This is a genomic window from Nocardioides albidus (assembly GCF_006335005.1).
Classification (GTDB): domain Bacteria; phylum Actinomycetota; class Actinomycetes; order Propionibacteriales; family Nocardioidaceae; genus Nocardioides; species Nocardioides albidus.
The window spans coordinates 179,868-195,885 of record NZ_VDMP01000026.1 but is presented as its reverse complement, the minus strand read 5'-3'; the positions used below and the strand labels follow the sequence as shown (position 1 = coordinate 195,885).

The 16,018-nt window shown below is 73.0% G+C and carries 18 protein-coding genes; 8 read left to right on the top strand and 10 right to left on the bottom strand.

Features of this window, described 5'->3' with window-relative positions; translation table 11 throughout:
- Positions 1 to 714, bottom strand: a 714-nt coding sequence (locus FHP29_RS16680; RefSeq protein WP_240044555.1) for a response regulator, incomplete at its 3' end; no start/stop codon positions are given.
- A complete protein-coding gene (locus FHP29_RS16675; protein ID WP_205014204.1) occupies positions 711 to 2,459 on the bottom strand; it encodes a sensor histidine kinase in 1,749 nt (582 codons plus the stop codon). The genes FHP29_RS16675 and FHP29_RS16680, both read right to left, overlap by 4 nt.
- A gap of 118 nt (positions 2,460 to 2,577) precedes the next feature.
- Between FHP29_RS16675 and FHP29_RS16670 the strand changes: the two genes are divergently transcribed.
- The 4 genes from FHP29_RS16670 to FHP29_RS16655 are packed head-to-tail and all read left to right on the top strand — an operon-like array spanning position 2,578 to position 6,042.
- The gene (locus tag FHP29_RS16670) at positions 2,578 to 3,573 is read left to right on the top strand and encodes a Bug family tripartite tricarboxylate transporter substrate binding protein (protein WP_139624007.1); all 996 of its coding nucleotides are present in this window, start codon (positions 2,578 to 2,580) and stop codon (positions 3,571 to 3,573) included.
- Complete coding sequence (locus FHP29_RS16665; protein WP_139624006.1) at positions 3,570 to 4,094, top strand: tripartite tricarboxylate transporter TctB family protein; 525 nt, start codon at positions 3,570 to 3,572, stop codon at positions 4,092 to 4,094. Before FHP29_RS16670 ends, FHP29_RS16665 begins: the two co-directional genes overlap by 4 nt.
- The gene (locus tag FHP29_RS16660; protein ID WP_139624005.1) at positions 4,094 to 5,605 is read left to right on the top strand and encodes a tripartite tricarboxylate transporter permease; all 1,512 of its coding nucleotides are present in this window, start codon (positions 4,094 to 4,096) and stop codon (positions 5,603 to 5,605) included. The genes FHP29_RS16665 and FHP29_RS16660 overlap by 1 nt, the downstream gene beginning before the upstream one ends.
- Positions 5,602 to 6,042 (top strand): universal stress protein, encoded by a 441-nt coding sequence (locus FHP29_RS16655; protein ID WP_139624004.1) that lies wholly within the window; start codon positions 5,602 to 5,604, stop codon positions 6,040 to 6,042. Before FHP29_RS16660 ends, FHP29_RS16655 begins: the two co-directional genes overlap by 4 nt.
- A 170-nt stretch (positions 6,043 to 6,212) precedes the next feature.
- Here the strand turns inward: FHP29_RS16655 and FHP29_RS16650 are convergent, their stop codons facing one another.
- Genes FHP29_RS16650 through FHP29_RS16640 form a run of 3 tightly spaced genes read right to left on the bottom strand, consistent with a single transcriptional unit; the run spans position 6,213 to position 7,671 of the window.
- On the bottom strand, positions 6,213 to 6,797 hold the full coding sequence (locus tag FHP29_RS16650) for a DUF2017 domain-containing protein (protein ID WP_139624003.1): 585 nt from the start codon (positions 6,795 to 6,797) through the stop codon (positions 6,213 to 6,215).
- Positions 6,798 to 7,106: an ATP-dependent Clp protease adapter ClpS gene (gene clpS / locus FHP29_RS16645; RefSeq protein ID WP_139624002.1), complete on the bottom strand. Its 309-nt coding sequence runs from the start codon at positions 7,104 to 7,106 to the stop codon at positions 6,798 to 6,800.
- Positions 7,107 to 7,128: 22 nt separating this feature from the next.
- A complete protein-coding gene (locus tag FHP29_RS16640; RefSeq protein WP_139624001.1) occupies positions 7,129 to 7,671 on the bottom strand; it encodes a DUF1697 domain-containing protein in 543 nt (180 codons plus the stop codon).
- A 65-nt stretch (positions 7,672 to 7,736) separates the two neighbouring features.
- On the opposite strand from FHP29_RS16640, the gene FHP29_RS16635 reads away from it, so the two are divergent.
- Together FHP29_RS16635 and FHP29_RS16630 are read left to right on the top strand one after the other, a co-directional pair.
- Positions 7,737 to 8,201 (top strand): MarR family winged helix-turn-helix transcriptional regulator, encoded by a 465-nt coding sequence (locus FHP29_RS16635; protein WP_192904035.1) that lies wholly within the window; start codon positions 7,737 to 7,739, stop codon positions 8,199 to 8,201.
- Complete coding sequence (locus FHP29_RS16630) at positions 8,198 to 9,457, top strand: MFS transporter (protein ID WP_139624000.1); 1,260 nt, start codon at positions 8,198 to 8,200, stop codon at positions 9,455 to 9,457. The genes FHP29_RS16635 and FHP29_RS16630 overlap by 4 nt, the downstream gene beginning before the upstream one ends.
- Before the next feature lie 2 nt (positions 9,458 to 9,459).
- Here the strand turns inward: FHP29_RS16630 and FHP29_RS16625 are convergent, their stop codons facing one another.
- Positions 9,460 to 9,924, bottom strand: a complete 465-nt coding sequence (locus tag FHP29_RS16625) for a PaaI family thioesterase (protein WP_139623999.1) — start codon at positions 9,922 to 9,924, stop codon at positions 9,460 to 9,462.
- A 65-nt stretch (positions 9,925 to 9,989) separates the two neighbouring features.
- Here FHP29_RS16625 and FHP29_RS16620 point away from each other — a divergent pair, with 65 nt between their 5' ends.
- Entirely contained in the window at positions 9,990 to 10,487 is a 498-nt protein-coding gene (locus FHP29_RS16620; RefSeq protein ID WP_139623998.1) for a winged helix-turn-helix transcriptional regulator, read from the top strand.
- 1 nt (position 10,488) lies between these two features.
- On the opposite strand, the gene FHP29_RS16615 is transcribed toward FHP29_RS16620, so the two are convergent.
- From FHP29_RS16615 to FHP29_RS16600, 4 genes are all read right to left on the bottom strand, one after another.
- On the bottom strand, positions 10,489 to 12,624 hold the full coding sequence (locus FHP29_RS16615; protein ID WP_139623997.1) for an iron ABC transporter permease: 2,136 nt from the start codon (positions 12,622 to 12,624) through the stop codon (positions 10,489 to 10,491).
- Between the two features lie 32 nt (positions 12,625 to 12,656).
- On the bottom strand, positions 12,657 to 13,685 hold the full coding sequence (locus FHP29_RS16610; RefSeq protein WP_139623996.1) for an iron-siderophore ABC transporter substrate-binding protein: 1,029 nt from the start codon (positions 13,683 to 13,685) through the stop codon (positions 12,657 to 12,659).
- A gap of 72 nt (positions 13,686 to 13,757) precedes the next feature.
- A complete protein-coding gene (locus FHP29_RS16605; protein WP_139623995.1) occupies positions 13,758 to 14,558 on the bottom strand; it encodes an ABC transporter ATP-binding protein in 801 nt (266 codons plus the stop codon).
- Positions 14,559 to 14,578: 20 nt separating this feature from the next.
- Positions 14,579 to 15,349, bottom strand: a complete 771-nt coding sequence (locus FHP29_RS16600) for an alpha/beta fold hydrolase (protein WP_158296607.1) — start codon at positions 15,347 to 15,349, stop codon at positions 14,579 to 14,581.
- Positions 15,350 to 15,425: 76 nt separating this feature from the next.
- On the opposite strand from FHP29_RS16600, the gene FHP29_RS16595 reads away from it, so the two are divergent.
- Positions 15,426 to 16,007 carry a TetR/AcrR family transcriptional regulator gene (locus FHP29_RS16595; protein ID WP_139623993.1) on the top strand — a complete coding sequence of 194 codons (582 nt, stop codon included), beginning with the start codon at positions 15,426 to 15,428 and terminating at the stop codon, positions 16,005 to 16,007.
- Positions 16,008 to 16,018: the final 11 nt, after the last annotated feature.

The window sequence follows — 16,018 nt, the reverse complement described above, 5'->3', positions numbered from 1 at the left end:
CGTGGCGATGCGGTACCGCCGCTCCGGGCGTCCGGTGCCGCCGTACCTGAGCCGGACCTCGGCGGTGCCGATGTCGACGAAGTGCTCGAGATAGCGCCGCGCGGTCACCCGGGACAGGCCCACCGCGTCGGCCGTCTCCGACGCCGAGATCTCCCCCGCCGCCCGCGCCGCCTCGAGCACCAGATCGGCGGTCTCGGGGCTCAGCCCCTTCGGCAGCGCCTGGGGTACGACGGCCCGCGCGCCCGCCCCGAACGCCCGGTCGATCGTGGCCTGGTCGACCTCCTCCTCCCGGCCGCCCGTGGCCCCGGGCAGCGTGGCGAGCGTGGCGGCCACTCGGCGCAGGCGGTCCGCGAGGTCGTCGTACTCGAACGGCTTGACGAGGTACTGCAGGGCGCCGCCGTGGAGCGCGGCGCGGACGGCGGCGGCACCGCGCTCGGCCGTGACCATGATGACGGCGATGTCGCGGCCCTGCTCGCGGGACTGGCGCCGGAGCCGCTCGAGCACCTCGAGGCCCGACAGGTCGGGCAGGTGCACGTCGAGGAGCACCAGGTCCGGGTCGAGCACGGCGGCCTGCTCCAGCGCCTCGGCACCGGTGCGGGCGGTTCCGACGACCTCGAAGCCGTCGGTCTGCTCGACGAAGCGGCCGTGGATGCGCGCGACCATGAAGTCGTCGTCGACGACGAGGACGCGCAGGCTGCGCTGGGCACCGGTCACGATCGCCCATCCTTCCCGGTGCTGGCGCCGATGGGGAGCACCACGCGGAACTCCGCCCCGCCGCCACCCCCGCCGCCACCCCCGCCGCCGCCCTCGCCGTCGTCCGGCTCGGCGTCGTCCACGACCGCCTCGCCGCCGCGCTGGGCGCAGATCAGCCGGACGCGCGGGAGCCCGAGCCCGCGTCCGCCGAGCACCTCCTCCTTGGTGGAGAAGCCACGCACGAAGATGGCGTCGCGAAGGTCCGCGGGCACGCCGGGGCCGTTGTCGCGCACGCGGACGTGGAGCGAGGACTCCCCCACCGACTGCCCCGCCGACTGCCCCGCCGACTGCCCCGCCGACTGCTCGGCGTGCACCCACAGCTCGACCAGGGCGCCGGGCCGGCCGGCACACGCGTCGATCGCGTTGTCGACCAGGTTCCCCAGCACGGTGGTGAGATCGGCGCTCTCGTCGGGCCCGAGTGCCGGCAGCCGGGACCCGGGATCGAGCTCCAGGGTGACGCCGCGCTCCTCGGCGACGGCGTGCTTGGCCACGACCAGTGCCGCCACCGCGGGGTCGGCGAGGCGTTTCGCGACGTGCTCGCCCACCTCCGCCCGGTGCCGGGTGAGCCTGCCCACCAGGGCGGCCACCTCGTCGTACTCCCCCAGCTGGACCAGCCCCGAGATCGTGTGCAGCCGGTTGTCGAACTCGTGGGTCTGCGCCCGCAGGGTGTCGGTGATGGACAGGTTGGAGCTCAGCTGGCTCTGCAGCGAGACGAGCTGGGTGCGGTCGCGCAGCGTGGTGACGGTGCCGATGCCGCGGCCGCCGGCCGACGCCTCGCCGCGGTTGAACACGACCACGCGGGTGCCGACCAGCGCCAGCGCGTCACGGACCTCCGAGGCCGAGGCGCCCTCGCCGGTCAGGAGGGCCACGACATGGGGGTCCAGGCCCAGGTCCTCGACCGGCCGGCCGACCGGGTCCACCCCGTCGAGGCCGAGGGTGCGGCGCGCGGCGTCGTTCATCACCGTCACCCGGCCGTCGGTGCCGACACCGACGACGCCCTCGCGGATGGCGTGCAGCAGCGCCTCGCGGTGGTCGGCGAGGTTGGCGAGCTCGGTGGTGCCGAGTCCGCGGGTGGAGCGGCGGACCAGGCGCGCGACCAGCCAGGTGCCGACCAGGCCCAGCAGCGCGCCGAGCCCCAGGAAGATCCCGAGGTCCGGGGCCGCGGTGGCCACCTGGTCCGCCAGCGAGGGGTAGGCGGCCTCGGCGGACACGATCGCGAGGAGGCTGCCGTCGACCTCCGAGATCACCGGCGCGTGGGCCGCGACGGCGCGCTCGCCGCCGGGCGCGACGTCGCCGGACCAGCCGCGGCCGCTCAGCGCGTCACTGTCGCCGAGGTCCGCCGGACGGCCGACCCGACTGGCGTCGGTCGCCGCGAGGACCGCGCCCTCCGGCGAGACGACCATGACCTCCGACGCGCTCGAGAGACTGAGCCCCTGGGCGACGTACGGCGCCAGATCGCGTGCCGTGGCGCGCGGATCGGCAGCGCCGGAACGGGCGCGCTCGAGCTCTGCCCGGACGACGGGCAGCGCGGCGACGTACTCCGCCACCGAGCGCATCTGCGCGCCGCGCTCCTCGGCGAAGTCGGCGTTGGACTGGCGGATGCTCAGCACACCCACCGCGGAGAGCAGCACGACGATCACGACGAGCTGGAGCAGGAGCACCTGCGCCGCGAGGGTCGGCTCACCGCGCCGGACACGTGACCACAACGACCACAACCTCCTTTGCGTCCGCAAGCGTGACGGCCGCCACAGCCCGCCGCCATGCTGGCACGGATCGCCGCGTGACGGTGGTCACCACTCGACCGGCCCCACCCCGGAGGTTCCCATGCACGCGAGTCGAACGAAGGCATCAGCCCTCGTCGCGCTCCTCACCGTCCTGGCGCTCGCCATGGTCGCCAGCGGCTGCGGTGTCACCCGCGGCTCCGACGACCCGAGCAACCGGCGACTGCGGATGATGATCCCCAACAGCGTCGGAGGCGGGTACGACCTCACCGGCCGTGCCGCCGCGCGCGCCATGGAGGAGAACGACCTCACCGGCCGCTTCGAGATCACCAACGTGCAGGGCGCCAGCGGCACCGTCGCCATGCAGCGCCTGGTCAACGAGAAGGGCGCCGACGACCTGATGATGATCATGGGCCTCGGCGTGGTCGGCGCGGTCTACACCAACAAGTCGAGCGCCACCCCGCTGAAGATGACGCCGATCGCCCGCCTGGTCGAGGAGCAGGAGGGCATCCTGGTGCCCGCCGACTCGCCGTTCAAGACGATCGACGACCTGGTCGCCGCCTGGAAGAAGGACCCGGGCGGGCTCACCGTCGGCGGCGGCTCCAGCAACGGCGGCCCCGACCACCTCTTCCCGATGCAGCTCGCCGACACGATCGGCGTGGACCCGAAGAAGGTCAACTACATCTCCTACGACGGCGGCGGGCCCCTCACCACCGCCCTCCTCGGCGCCAAGATCGACGTCGGCATGTCCGGCCTCGGCGAGTTCGAGGGCCAGATCGAGGACGGCAAGCTGCGCGTCCTGGCCGTCTCGGGCGCCGAGCGGCTGGAGGGCGTCGACGCCCCGACCCTCACCGAGTCCGGCGTCGACCTCGTCTTCACGAACTGGCGCGGCGTCCTCGCGCCGCCCGGCATCAGCGACGAGCAGCGCGCCTATCTCACCGACCTGCTGACCGAGATGCACGACACGCCCGAGTGGAAGGAGGCGCTCGAGGCCAACGGCTGGAGCGACAACTTCGCCACCGGCAAGGAGTTCGAGGACTTCCTCTCCGAGCAGAACGCCCGCGTCGCCGACACCCTGAAGGAGCTGGGACTGGCATGAGCGTCCCCACCACCACACCCACGACCAGGCCACCGCGCCCTGTGGTCGACAAGGCGCAGTACGGACTCGCCGGCTTCCTGGTCCTCGCCGGGGGCTACGTCCTCCTCGACGCCGCCGGGCTGCACGACGGCTTCGCCGACCAGCCGGTCCAGCCCTACACGCTGCCGTACGTCGTCGGCGCCGGCCTGGTCCTGTTCGGCATCCTGCTCGCCGTCGCGACCGCGCGCGGCGACCGGCCGGAGGCCGAGGAGGGTGAGGACATCGACCTCACCCAGGGCACCGACGTGCGCACGGTCGGGCTGCTCGCCCTCGTGCTCATCGCCAACATCGCGCTCATCGACCTTCTCGGCTGGGCGATCACCGGTGCGCTGCTGTTCGCGGGGGCCGCCATCGTGCTCGGCAGCCGCAACTGGATCCGCGACATCGCCGTCGGCGTCGCCCTCTCCGTCGGCAGCTGGTACTTCTTCTACGTCGTGCTCGGTGTGCCGATCCCGGCGGGGATCCTGGACGGGGTGCTCTGATGGACCTCATCCTCGACGGCTTCGCGACGGCCCTCACCCCCGAGAACCTGCTCTTCGCCGCGCTCGGCGTGCTGCTCGGCACCGCCGTCGGCGTACTGCCCGGCATCGGCCCGGCGATGACCCTGGCCCTGCTGCTCCCGGTCACCTACAGCGTCGGGGCGGACAGCGCGATCATCATGTTCGCCGGCATCTACTACGGCGGCATGTACGGCGGCTCGACCACCTCGATCCTGCTCAACACACCCGGCGAGTCGTCCTCGGTCATCACCGCGATCGAGGGCAACAAGATGGCCAAGGCCGGCCGAGCCGCCCAGGCGCTCGCCACCGCCGCCATCGGCTCGTTCGTGGCCGGCAGCATCGCGACGGTGCTGCTGTGGATCGTCACCCCGTGGGTGGCCGACATCGTCGTCACGCTCGGCTCGCCGTCGTACTTCGCCCTCATGGTGCTGGCGCTCTTCGCCGTCACCGCCGTGCTCGGCTCCTCCAAGCTGCGCGGGTTCATCGCGCTCTTCCTCGGCCTGGCCGTCGGCCTCGTCGGCACCAGCACCGGCCAGGCGCGACTCACCTTCGGCCAGCCGCTGCTCGCCGACGGCATCGACATCGTCGTGGTCGCGGTCGCCCTGTTCGCGATCGGCGAGGCGCTCTGGGTCGCCGCGCACCTGCGCCGCAAGCCGCTGGAGATCATCCCGGTCGGACAGCCCTGGATGAGCAAGGACGACTGGCGCCGCTCGTGGAAGCCGTGGCTGCGCGGCACCGCCTTCGGATTCCCGTTCGGCGCCCTGCCGGCCGGTGGCGCGGAGCTCCCGACCTTCCTGTCGTACGCGACCGAGAAGCGCCTCACCCGGCACCCCGAGGAGTTCGGCAAGGGCGCCATCGAGGGCGTCGCCGGCCCGGAGGCCGCCAACAACGCCTCCGCCGCGGGCACGCTCGTGCCGCTGCTCGCGCTCGGCCTGCCCACCACCGCGACCGCCGCGATCATGCTCGTGGCCCTCCAGGGCTACGGCTTCCAGACCGGCCCCACCCTGATGGACGACCACCCCGACCTCGTCTGGGGCCTGCTGGCCAGCCTGTTCGTCGCCAACGCGCTGCTGCTGGTGCTGAACCTGCCGATGGCGCCCCTGTGGGCGAAGCTGCTGCGGATCCCCCGGCCCTACCTCTACGCCGGGATCCTGTTCTTCGCCTCGCTCGGCGCCTACAGCGTGAACTTCCAGGCGTTCGACCTGGCGCTGCTGCTGGTGATCGGCACGCTCGGCTTCTTCATGCGCCGCTTCGGCATCCCCGTGCTGCCCCTCATCATCGGCGTCATCCTCGGCCCCAAGCTCGAGGAGCAGCTGACGACCGCTCTCCAGATCTCCGAGGGCGACGTCAGCACGCTGTGGAGCGAGCCGGTGGCCGTCGTTGTCTACGTCGTGATCGCCCTGGTGCTCGTCGCGATGACCGCCGCCGGCCTGCGCCGGCCCGCCGAGAGCACCCCCACCCCCGCGGACGACAAGGAGATGATCGAGCGATGAGCACCCCCAGCAACCCGGGCAACCCGGGCAACCCGGGCACCACCGGCAGCGTCGTGGTCGCCTACAGCGCGGACCGCTACGGCGAGACCGCCGTCGCGCACGCCGCCGAGCAGGCGCGCAAGGAGGGCGCCCGCCTGGTCGTCGTCAACGCCACCCTCGGCAGCAGCCTGGTCGACAACCGGTTCGCCCACGACGCGGACATCGCCGCGCTGCACGACCGGCTCACCGCCGAGGGCCTCGAGGTCGTCGTACGCCATGACGTGGTGAACGACGTCGCCGACGCCGTGGTCGCGGCCGCCGACGAGGAGCAGGCGAGCCTGATCGTGGTCGGCATCCGCCATCGCAGCCCCGTCGGCAAGCTCCTGCTCGGCAGCGTGGCACAGAAGATCATCCTCACCGCCCACTGCCCCGTCCTCGCGGTCAAGCCCTCCAGCTGAGCTCCGCCGAGGTGCCAGTCTCGTACCGCCGAAGTGCCAAGTTCGTACCCCCGAGGTGCCAGATTCGGTACGCCGGCGGGCGGACCCATCGACGTACCTGCGTCCTCGGACTGGCACCTCGCAGGGCCAGGGTTGGCACCTCGCAGGGCCAGGGTTGGCACCTCGCAGGGCTAGCGGATCGCGCCGACCAGCGTCTCCTGGAGGAAGCCGAGCCACTCGTAGATGTGGTGGGCCTGGGCGCGGGGGTCGTCGTCGGGGAGGGAGTACCAGTAGTCCTCGTCGCCCTCCTCGACCTCGAGGCGGGTGCCGAGGGCGAGACGGAGGTCGGTGAAGGCGCGCATCCACACCAGGGCGGTGTCGGGGTCGAGCTCGACGTCGATGGTGAGGTCCTCGCCGGTCGGCTCCGGCGGGAGTCCGGCCTCCTCGAGGACGTCGATGACGGTCCCGGCGGCGCGGGCCTTCCCGTCGCGCAGGGCGCTCTCGGTGTAGCGGCGGAAGTCCCCGGCGGCCTCGGCGTCGTCGCGGTAGGCGTTGGGGAACAGCCGCCGCAGCACCGGGTCGTCCGGCTCGGTGGTCGGGCCGGAGAAGTCGAGCATCGCCTCCAGCGGGTCGGTCTCGATGGGCACGACGGCCGACTCGTTGTGCAGCAGCTCGACGAGCTGGGCGGCCAACGAGCGCAGCAGGTCGGCCTCGAAGACCGTGAAGGTCGCGATGACGCGCTTGCTCCGGCGGTGCCGGACGAATCCAGAGGTCACTCAATCGGCCTTCGACAGCGTGGCCCACAGGCCGTACTCGTGCATCGCCTGGACGTCGCGCTCCATCTCCTCGCGGGTGCCGCTGCTGACCACCGACCGGCCGTCCTCGTGGACCTCCATCATCAGCTTCTCGGCCTTCTTCTTGCCGTAGCCGAAGTGCTTCTGGAAGACGAAGGTGACATACGACATCAGGTTCACCGGGTCGTTCCACACGATCGTCACCCAGGGGGTGTCGGCGAGGGTGATGTCGTCCGGGGCGAGGTCCTGCTGGACTCCCGGATCGACCTTCTCCGGGCTCGACGTCGTCACGGCTCCATGGTGGCACAGCGCCTCAGGAGCACCATCGCTCGGCCAGGGTCGTGATCACGTTGCGGTTGCGGTTGGTCGCGACGACCCGCAGCGTCCTCTCACACTTGAAGGGGTCCACCCCACCGGCCTGGTAGCCGGGTCCGAGCAGCAGGTGCACCGCCCGATCCCGTACGACGGCCGCGTTGACGTCGTCGCTGCGGGACTCGAGCTCGGCCACCAGGGCGGCCTCCGGCTCCTGCTTGAGGAGGTAGACGTAGTGCCGCTCCAGGTCCGGTCGTGCCTCGGACAGCTCGCGGGCGTCGTCGGCGATGGCGACCAACTCGGCGGGGGTGTAGACGATGGTCGGCACGTCGAAGCCGGCCCGCTCGGGGTAGGTCCGCTCCAGCGCCGCCTCGACCTTGGCACGCGAGCGCAGGCTCGTGGTCAGCCGGACGTTGCCGGTGTTGATGTGGGTCAGCACGTCCTTGCCCCCGGCGGCCTCGGTGGCGGCGATGATCTCGGCCTTGGCGAACTTGCGGTTCTTGCCCAGGTTGATGGCGCGCAGGAAGGCGACGTAGGTCGGCATGCGGCCATTGTGTCGTGCACCACCCTCACTCGACTTACATAGGTTTCCGATATAAATTTGGCGAGGTGAGCACCCCCGCCGCCGAGAGCCTGAGCAGCGACCTCGCGGTGTACGCCGCCCGCCTGGTCCGCCTGGTCCGGCGCGAGCACGCCCCGAGCGCCGCCACCCGGGTCCTCTCGATCCTCGACGAGACCGGGCCGCTCGGCGTCACGGCGCTGGCCCAGGCCGACCGGTGCTCCCAGCCGACGATGACCGGCCAGGTCAACCAGCTCGTCGACCTCGGCTGGGTCACCAAGCAGCCGAACCCGGCCGACGCCCGCGGCAGCCTGGTCGCCCTCACCGACTCCGGGCGGACCGAGCTGCGCCGGATCCGCCGGCTCAACGCCGCCCTCGTCTCCGAGCGGCTCGCCCGTCGCACCGACCTCTCCCCCGACGACCTCGCCACCGCCGTCTCGGTGCTCCGAGCCGTCCTCGAACCCAGCAACCCGATCAGCACGGCCAGCACCACCAGCACGGAAGGAAGCTCGTGACCACCGATCACGCCCACCCCGACACCAGTTCCGGCTCGTTCCTGCGCCAGCCCCGCGCGGTGTGGGCCGTCGCGTTCGCCTGCGTCATCGCGTTCATGGGCATCGGCCTGGTCGACCCGATCCTCAAGGAGATCGCGGCCCGGCTCGAGGCGACGCCGAGCCAGGTGTCCCTGCTGTTCACCAGCTACATGGCGGTCATGGGCGTGGCGATGCTGATCACCGGCGTGGTCTCGACCCGCATCGGCGCCAAGCGCACGCTGCTGGCCGGCCTGGCCCTGATCATCGTCTTCGCCGGGCTGGCGGGCATGTCCGGCTCGGTCGGCGCCGTGATCGGCTTCCGCGCCGGTTGGGGCCTGGGCAACGCGCTGTTCATCGCGACCGCGCTGTCCACGATCGTCAGCGCCTCGAAGGGCTCGCTGGCCCAGGCGATCATCCTGTTCGAGGCCGCCCTCGGTCTCGGCATCGCCTCCGGCCCGCTCGTCGGCGGCCTGCTCGGCGAGCAGTCCTGGCGCGGCCCGTTCTTCGGCGTCTCGGTGCTGATGACCGTCGCCCTCGTCGCGACCGCGATCTTCCTGCCGACCACCCCGCCCGCGCCGCGGCGCACGACCCTCGCCGACCCGTTCAAGGCGCTCGCCCACCCGGCGCTGGCCGTGCTCGCCGCGGTCGCCGTCTGCTACAACCTCGGCTTCTTCTCCCTCCTCGCCGCCGGGCCGTTCGCGCTGCCCGAGGCCGGGATCATGGAGATCGGCTGGATCTTCTTCGGCTGGGGCATCCTGCTCGCCGTCGCGTCCGTCGCGCTGGCCCCGTGGGTCCAGCGCCGGGTCGGCACCCTGCCCGCGCTCATCGGAGCCCTCGCCCTGTTCGCCCTCGACCTCGTCGCGATCGCCGTGGGCGCCGAGACTCCGGCGATCGTGATCGTCGGCATCATCGTGGCCGGCGCGTTCCTCGGCGTCATCAACACCCTGGTCACCGAGGCCGTCATGGGCGCGGCGCCGGTCGAGCGCCCGGTCGCGTCCGCGGCGTACTCCTTCGTCCGGTTCACCGGCGGCGCCGTCGGCCCGTACGTCGCCCTCAAGCTCGCCGAGCACCAGGGCACCGGTGCCCCGTTCTGGTTCGGCGGGATCGCCGTGGCCGTCGGCGTCGCGATCCTGGCGGCCGGCGCCCGCACCATCGACAGCGCACTGCACGGCAAGGAGGCGCCCGCCCCGCACTCTCCCGAGGAGGCGGAGGCCGAGCTCCTCGGCGACCTGGCCTAGCCTCAGCTGAAGATCATGCAGGTGCTGGACGCGTAGGCGACCAGCTGACCGCGGCCGTCGTACAGCTTCGCCTCGGCGAGGGCGGTACGCCGGCCGCGCTGCAGCACCGTCCCGACGGCCCGCAGCCGGCCGGAGTCGACGGTGACCGCCTTGAGGAACTTCACGGTCAGGTCGAGCGAGGTGTAGCCCTCGCCCACGGCCAGGGTCGAGTGGACCGCACACCCGCAGGCCGAGTCGAGCAGGGTGGCGAAGACGCCGCCGTGCATGCTGCCGATCGGGTTGTAGTGGCGCAGTTGGGGGTCGAGCTCGAAGACCGCGGTCCCCCGCTCGGGGACGTCCATGCCCGCGAAGCCCAGGGTGTCGGCGATCGGCGCGCGCGGGAGCAGCCCGTCGCGGATCGCCTGCATCTGCTCGAACCCGTCGAGGACGGACGGGTCGATCTGGGTCTTGGTCGCGGACTCAGTCATGGAGCCATCAGACCAGCGGGAGGCTGAGTCTGTCAATGAGACCTGGGTCGCCCTATGCTGGAGCGATGAGCAGTACGGCGACCGCGTCGCGTCCCCCCGCCCTCTCCTGGTCGGTCGACAACTGCACCCTGGGCCGGGCGATGGCCATCCTCGGGGAGCGGTGGACCGTGGTCGTGCTGCGCGAGATCTTCCTCGGCGTCCGGCGCTTCGACGACATCCGCCGCCACGCCGCCGTCCCGCGCCAGGTGCTCACCGACCGGCTCGCCACGCTCGTCGACGAGGGCATCCTGCGCAAGGAGCCCTACCGCGAGAACGGCGCCCGCACCCGCCACGAGTACCGCCTCACCGCCAAGGGCCTCGAGCTCCAGCCCATCCTGCTGGCGATCAGCCACTGGGGCGACCGGCACCTCGCCGACCCCGGCGGCCCGCCGACGGTGTTCGTGCACCGCGACTGCGAGGAGCCGGTGCACGTCGAGGTCCGCTGCGCCGCGGGCCACGCCGTCGACGACCCGCGCCGGGTCGCCACCCGGCCGGGCCCCGGCGTACGCCCCTTCCAGGGATGAGTCAGGCGCGCGAGCGGGCCAGCAGGTAGACGAAGTACGGCGCGCCGATCAGGGCGACCACCAGCCCCGCCGGGATCTGCGCCGGCCCGATCACGGTCCGGCCGACGAGGTCGGCGACCCCGAGCAGGACCGCGCCCACGAGCACGGCCACCGGGACCGAGCGGGCGTGCCGGCCACCGACCAGCGCCCGCGCCAGATGGGGGGCGACGAGGCCGACGAAGCCGACCACGCCGACCGCGGCCACGCTCGTCGCGGCCAGCAGCGCGGCCGTGACGAGGACGACGAGGCGGAGGGTCTCGAGGCGGACGCCGACTAGACGAGGCGTGTCCTCGTCGAGCGCGAGCAGGTCCAGCTCGCGGCGGACCAGCCAGGCGAGCGGGAGCGCCACGGCGAGCACGACCGCGACGGGCAGCACCTGGTCGAAGGTGCGGCCGTACGTCGTCCCGGACATCCAGGTGTAGATCCGCGGGGTGTCCCACGGGTTGGAGCGCACGAGCAGGAAGGTGGTGAGCGCCACGGCGCTGTACCACGTGCCGATGCCGATGAGGAGCAGCCGGTCGGCGTCGAGGCCGCGGCGCCAGGAGAGCCCGTAGACCAGGGCGAAGGCGGTGAGCGCGCCGAGCACCGCGCCGACGAGGATGGCGGTGTTGCCGGCCGCCTGCGACATGCCCGCACCCGTCACCACGACGACGGCGCCGACCCCGGCGCCGCCGGTGATGCCGAGGATGCCGGGCTCGGCCAGGGGGTTGCGGCAGGTCGCCTGGACCATCGCGCCGGACAGGGCGAGGGCGGCTCCGCCGAGCACCGCCGCCGCGACCCGGGGGGCCCGCTCGTCGAGCGCGAACTGGATGAGCGGGGCGGCCTCGCCCCGCATCCACAGCGCGAGGTCGCCGGCGCGCAGCCAGGTGTCGCCCGCCAGGAGCCCGAGCAGGACGACCGCGGCCGCGACCGTGCCCGTCGCGACGAGGACGACGACGAAGCGGGTCCGGGTGCCGACGCGGACCCGCGCCGCGGCCGGCTGGCGGGTGGGGCCGGAGTCGCGGCTGCGCCGGGCCAGCACGATCATCACGAATCCGCCGACCAGCGTGGTGGCGATGCCGGTCGGCACCGAGATCGCCTCGTCCGCGCCCAGCGCGGCGCGGAGGAGGGCGTCGGCGAGGACGACGACGAGGGCGCCGGTCAGCCCCGCGGCGGGGATGAGCACGGCGTGCCGGTTCAGCGCCGGCAGCACCCGCCCGGCGAGGCGGACGATGACGGGAGCGAAGAGGCCGGCGAAGCCGATCGGCCCCGCCAGGGTGACCGAGGCGGCGGTCAGGAGGACGGCGAGCACGGTGCCCGCGGCCCGGGTCGAGCGGACGGGTACGCCGAGCACCGCCGCGCTGTCGTCGCCGAGACCCAGCAGATCGAGTCGGCGGGCGAGGAGGAGCGCCGCCGCGGTGCACACGACCACGACGGGCGCCGCCTGCTGGAAGGCGCGCAGCCCGAGCTGGCTGAGCGAGCCGCTCCCCCAGGCGAACAGGCTCGTGGTCTCCTCCTCGAACAGGATGAGCAGGGTCGACGTCGCTGCCTGGAGGGCGAGCGCGACGGCCGAGCCGGCGAGCACGAGGCGGGTCGTCGCCGTACCGGCGCCGCCGGCGAGGCCGAGGACCAGGAGGGCGGCGAGCGAGCCGCCGGCGAACGCGGTGAGTCCCGAGGCCCAGATCGGAAGGGTGAGCCCGAGGGCGGCCACCGCGGTCACCGCGAGATAGGCCCCGCCGGTGACGGCGAGGGTGTCGGGTGAGGCGAGCGCGTTGCGCGCCAGCGACTGGAGGAGCGCACCGGCGACGCCGAGCGCGAAGCCGACGGCGATCCCCGCGGCCAGGCGCGGCACGCGGGAACCGATCAGGACGTCGCCGGCGTCGGCTCCCGCACCCGCGTCGCGGTCACCGCTCAACCACCGGAGCAGGTCGCCCGCGCCGATCGCGGACGTGCCCTGGGTCAGGTGCCAGACGGAGACCGCGACCAGCGCGGCGACGAGCAGCAGCAGGGCGCCGGCGGCACCGGTCACTCCCCCGCGTCCGAGCGCCGCCGGCCGGCCGGAGGTCGATCGGGGCGCGGAGGGCCCGCCCACGGTGGGCTGCTGCTGCTCGACGCTCATGGTGCGCTACCCGGTCCGGCTACCTGGTCCGGCTACTTGGTGAGCAGGTCGACGTAGGCGTCGATGACCTGCTCGGCCGTGCGCGGGCCGCCGAAGGTCCACACGCCGGACGGGAACGCGTGCGCGCGGCCCTCGGCGACGGCGGGGATCTTCTGCCACACGGCGTTCTCGGCCAGGGCGGCGTTGACGTCGCCCTCGGGGTCGGTGGTTCCGGTGTAGAAGAAGGTGGCGTCGCCGAGCTCGCTCATGCCCTCGATGTCGGTCTGGCCGAGGCCGTAGGCCTCGTCGACCTCGCCCTTCCAGGCGTTGGTCAGCCCGAGCTCCTCGCCCAGCTCGCCCATGAGGGAGCCCTGGCCGAAGGGACGGATCGACACGTTGCCGCCCTGGATCCAGCCGTCGAAGTAGACGAAGTCCGTGGTCTCGGCGTCGGCGACCTTCTCCTTGGCCTCGGCGAGGTGGGCGTTGAACCCGTCCACGACCACCTCGGCCCGCTCCTCGCGGCCCGTCGCCTGTGCGATCAGGTCGAAGGTCGCGAGCATGTTGGCGACCGGGTCCTTCGCGTCGGCGCCCTTCGTGGCGAGCACCGGGACGTCGTACTTCGCGAGCTGCTTGAGGATCTCGTCGTCGGGCGTGTAGGCCTCGACGATGACCAGGTCGGGGTCGGTCCCGAAGAGCGTCTCGAGGTTGGGCTCCCCCCGGGTGCCGACGTCGGTCACGCCCTCGGGAAGCTTCTCCGCGGTGTCCCACGTGGCGTAGCCGTCGGGGTCGGCCACGGCGACGGGCGTCACGCACAGGCTGAGCAGGTCCTCGGTCTGCTGCCACTCGAGCACGGCGACCCGCTCGGCCGGCTTGTCGAGCTCGACGGTGCGGCCGTAGCTGTCGGTCAGCTCGACCGGGCCGGTGGACGTCTTGGTCTCGTCGGCGGAGCATTCGGCGGAGTCGTTGGCCTTCGGCTCCGCGGCGTCGGCGCCGGTGTCGGTGGTGCCGCACGCGGCCAGGAGCAGGCCGAGCGGCAGGGCCGCCACGGGAGCCAGGGCGGCAGCGATCGGTCGGGTCTTCATCGGGTTCCTCACTGGTGGCTGGTGGGGGTGACGGTTGGGCTGACTTGGTGGAGCGGTGGGTCGGTGCGACGGTCAGGGGCGCCGCTGGTGGTGCCTGCCCTGGGCCTCCACCCGCACCGTCCCCGTGTCGGGGTCGACGAGGCAGCGGATGGGCAGTCTGTAGACGGCGGTGAGGTGCTCGGCCGTCAGTACGTCGGCGGGTGCGCCGACCGCGCGGACGACGCCGCGGTGCAGGAGCACGACCTGGTCGGCCACGGTGGCGGCATGGTTCAGGTCGTGGAGGACGACGCCGAGCGCCGTCCCGTGCCGGTCCGCGAGGTCGCGGACCAGGTCGAGGGTCTCGACCTGGTAGCGCAGGTCGAGATGGTTGGTGGGCTCGTCGAGGAGGACCACGCCGGTGTCCTGCGCCAGGCAGGTGGCCAGCCAGACCCGCTGGAGCTCCCCGCCGGAGAGCTGGTCGACGGGACGCTCGGCCATGGCGTCGACGCCGGTGACCTGCATCGCGCGGTCGATCGCGGCGCGATCCGCGTCGCTCGCGCCGGCGAAGCGGCCCCGATGCGGGTGGCGGCCGAAGGCCACGACGTCGCGCACCTCGAGCCCCGACGGATGGGGACGCGACTGCGAGAGGAGGGTGACCCGGCGCGCGAACTCCTTCGCGCTCAGCGGCGCGGCATCGCTGTCGTCGAGGGTGATCCGACCCTCGGCGACGGGGTGGAGCCGGGCGAGCGAGCGCAGCACCGTCGACTTCCCGCTGCCGTTGGGACCGATCAGCGCGGTCACCTCGCCGGGCACGAGACGCACGGTGACCCCGTGCACCACCGTGTCGCGCTGGTAGCCCAGCACCAGGTCGCGTCCTTCGAGAACCGTGGTCACGAAGTAGAGGCTAGCCTAAGTTAGGCATGCCTTCTTCGCCGGGTGGCGAAGTCGGCCACCGCCTCCGCGAAGCGCCGGGGGTGCGCGAGGTGGACCAGATGACCCGAGCCGGGCAGGGCGACGAGCTCGAGGCGCCGCAGGTGGGCGGCCAGGTGGTCGCGGACCGGCGGCGGCACCTCCTCGCCGGAGACGTAAAGGAAGGGCGCGTCGATCGCGTCCAGCATGGCGTCGACGAGCGGCTGGATCTCGGCGGGAGGAGTGCTCAACGGCAGGGCCCAGTGATCGAGGACCAGGTCCTGCTCGACGCGACGGGTGGCGGCGACCCGGGTGCGCTCCGGCTCGGCAAGCAGGTGCACCCCGATGCTCTGCTCGAAGGGCGCGAAGGCGGTCGCGAAGTCGGGGCCGCGCAGCGCCCCCTCCCTCTGCTGCAACAGTGCCGCGAAGGGGCCGACCAACAGCGGCTGGTCGACGTCGACCACCCCCGCGACCGCGTGCTGTGCGGCGTACCCGACCGCGACGAGAGCGCCCGCCGAGTGGCCGATCACGACCGGACGCGAGACGCCGGCGCTCTCGAGGGTGGCCCTGAGGCGGTCGACGACGACCGCGGGCTCGGCTCCCGAGCCCGTCGACGCCCCGTGCCCGGGGAGGTCGATGCTCAGGCAGCGGAAGCGATCCGCGAGCGCGTCGACGATCGGCGCCCAGGTCTGCCGGGCGAAGGTCAGGCCGTGGATGAGGACCAGCGGCGGGCCGGCGCCCGCGTCGTCGTACGCCAACAGCTCGACGTCCTTCACGAGAGGCCCCTTCCGGTCGGTCCGCCCGAGATCCGGTACGCTGTAACGTAACGCTGTCACGAAAGGACGTCAACCGATGGGCCGACCCCGCTCCCACGGCCACGACACCGCGGAGGCGCTCCTGGACGCGGCCGAGCGGATCGCCCAGGCCGAGGGACTCCCGGCCGTCTCGGTGCGCCGCGTCGCCGACGCGACCGGTACGTCGACCCGCGCGGTCTACTCCGTGTTCGGGTCCAAGGACGGACTGGTGGTCGCGCTCGCCACCCGTGGCTTCGAGCTCCTGGCGGCCGACGTGGCCGCTCAGCCCAGCACGGACGACCCGATGGAGGACGCGGTCCGCGCCGGCGCCGAGAGCTTCCGCAGGTTCGCGACCGGGCATCCCGCGCTCTTCCGGATCGCCTTCCGCGACGGCGCGGTCGACCCGGAGGTGGCGGCCGGCTTCGACCGGGCGCGCCGCGGCGCCCTCGGGCAGCTCGTAGGACTCCTCGACCGGGCGTGCGCGCACGCCGGCCTGGCCACGAGCGGGGCCGAGGCCGCCTGGGCCTTCCACGCGATGTGCGAGGGTCTGGCCTCGCTCGAGCTTCGGGGCTCCCTCGGCGACGATCCCGCCGCGCGCTGGGTGGCGTGCCTGCGCACGGTGATGCGCGGCCTCGCCTGAGCCGGATTCCG

What these genes read in the sequence shown, in the direction of transcription:
- FHP29_RS16670 (WP_139624007.1), top strand. Translation starts at nt 2,578, where the DNA reads ATGCACGCGAGTCGAACGAAGGCATCAGCCCTCGTCGCGCTCCTCACC.
- FHP29_RS16665 (WP_139624006.1), top strand. Translation starts at nt 3,570, where the DNA reads ATGAGCGTCCCCACCACCACACCCACGACCAGGCCACCGCGCCCTGTG.
- FHP29_RS16660 (WP_139624005.1), top strand. Translation starts at nt 4,094, where the DNA reads ATGGACCTCATCCTCGACGGCTTCGCGACGGCCCTCACCCCCGAGAAC.
- FHP29_RS16655 (WP_139624004.1), top strand. Translation starts at nt 5,602, where the DNA reads ATGAGCACCCCCAGCAACCCGGGCAACCCGGGCAACCCGGGCACCACC.
- FHP29_RS16640 (WP_139624001.1), bottom strand. Translation starts at nt 7,671, where the DNA reads ATGCCGACCTACGTCGCCTTCCTGCGCGCCATCAACCTGGGCAAGAAC.
- FHP29_RS16625 (WP_139623999.1), bottom strand. Translation starts at nt 9,924, where the DNA reads ATGACTGAGTCCGCGACCAAGACCCAGATCGACCCGTCCGTCCTCGAC.
- FHP29_RS16620 (WP_139623998.1), top strand. Translation starts at nt 9,990, where the DNA reads ATGAGCAGTACGGCGACCGCGTCGCGTCCCCCCGCCCTCTCCTGGTCG.
- FHP29_RS16615 (WP_139623997.1), bottom strand. Translation starts at nt 12,624, where the DNA reads ATGAGCGTCGAGCAGCAGCAGCCCACCGTGGGCGGGCCCTCCGCGCCC.
- FHP29_RS16610 (WP_139623996.1), bottom strand. Translation starts at nt 13,685, where the DNA reads ATGAAGACCCGACCGATCGCTGCCGCCCTGGCTCCCGTGGCGGCCCTG.
- FHP29_RS16595 (WP_139623993.1), top strand. Translation starts at nt 15,426, where the DNA reads ATGGGCCGACCCCGCTCCCACGGCCACGACACCGCGGAGGCGCTCCTG.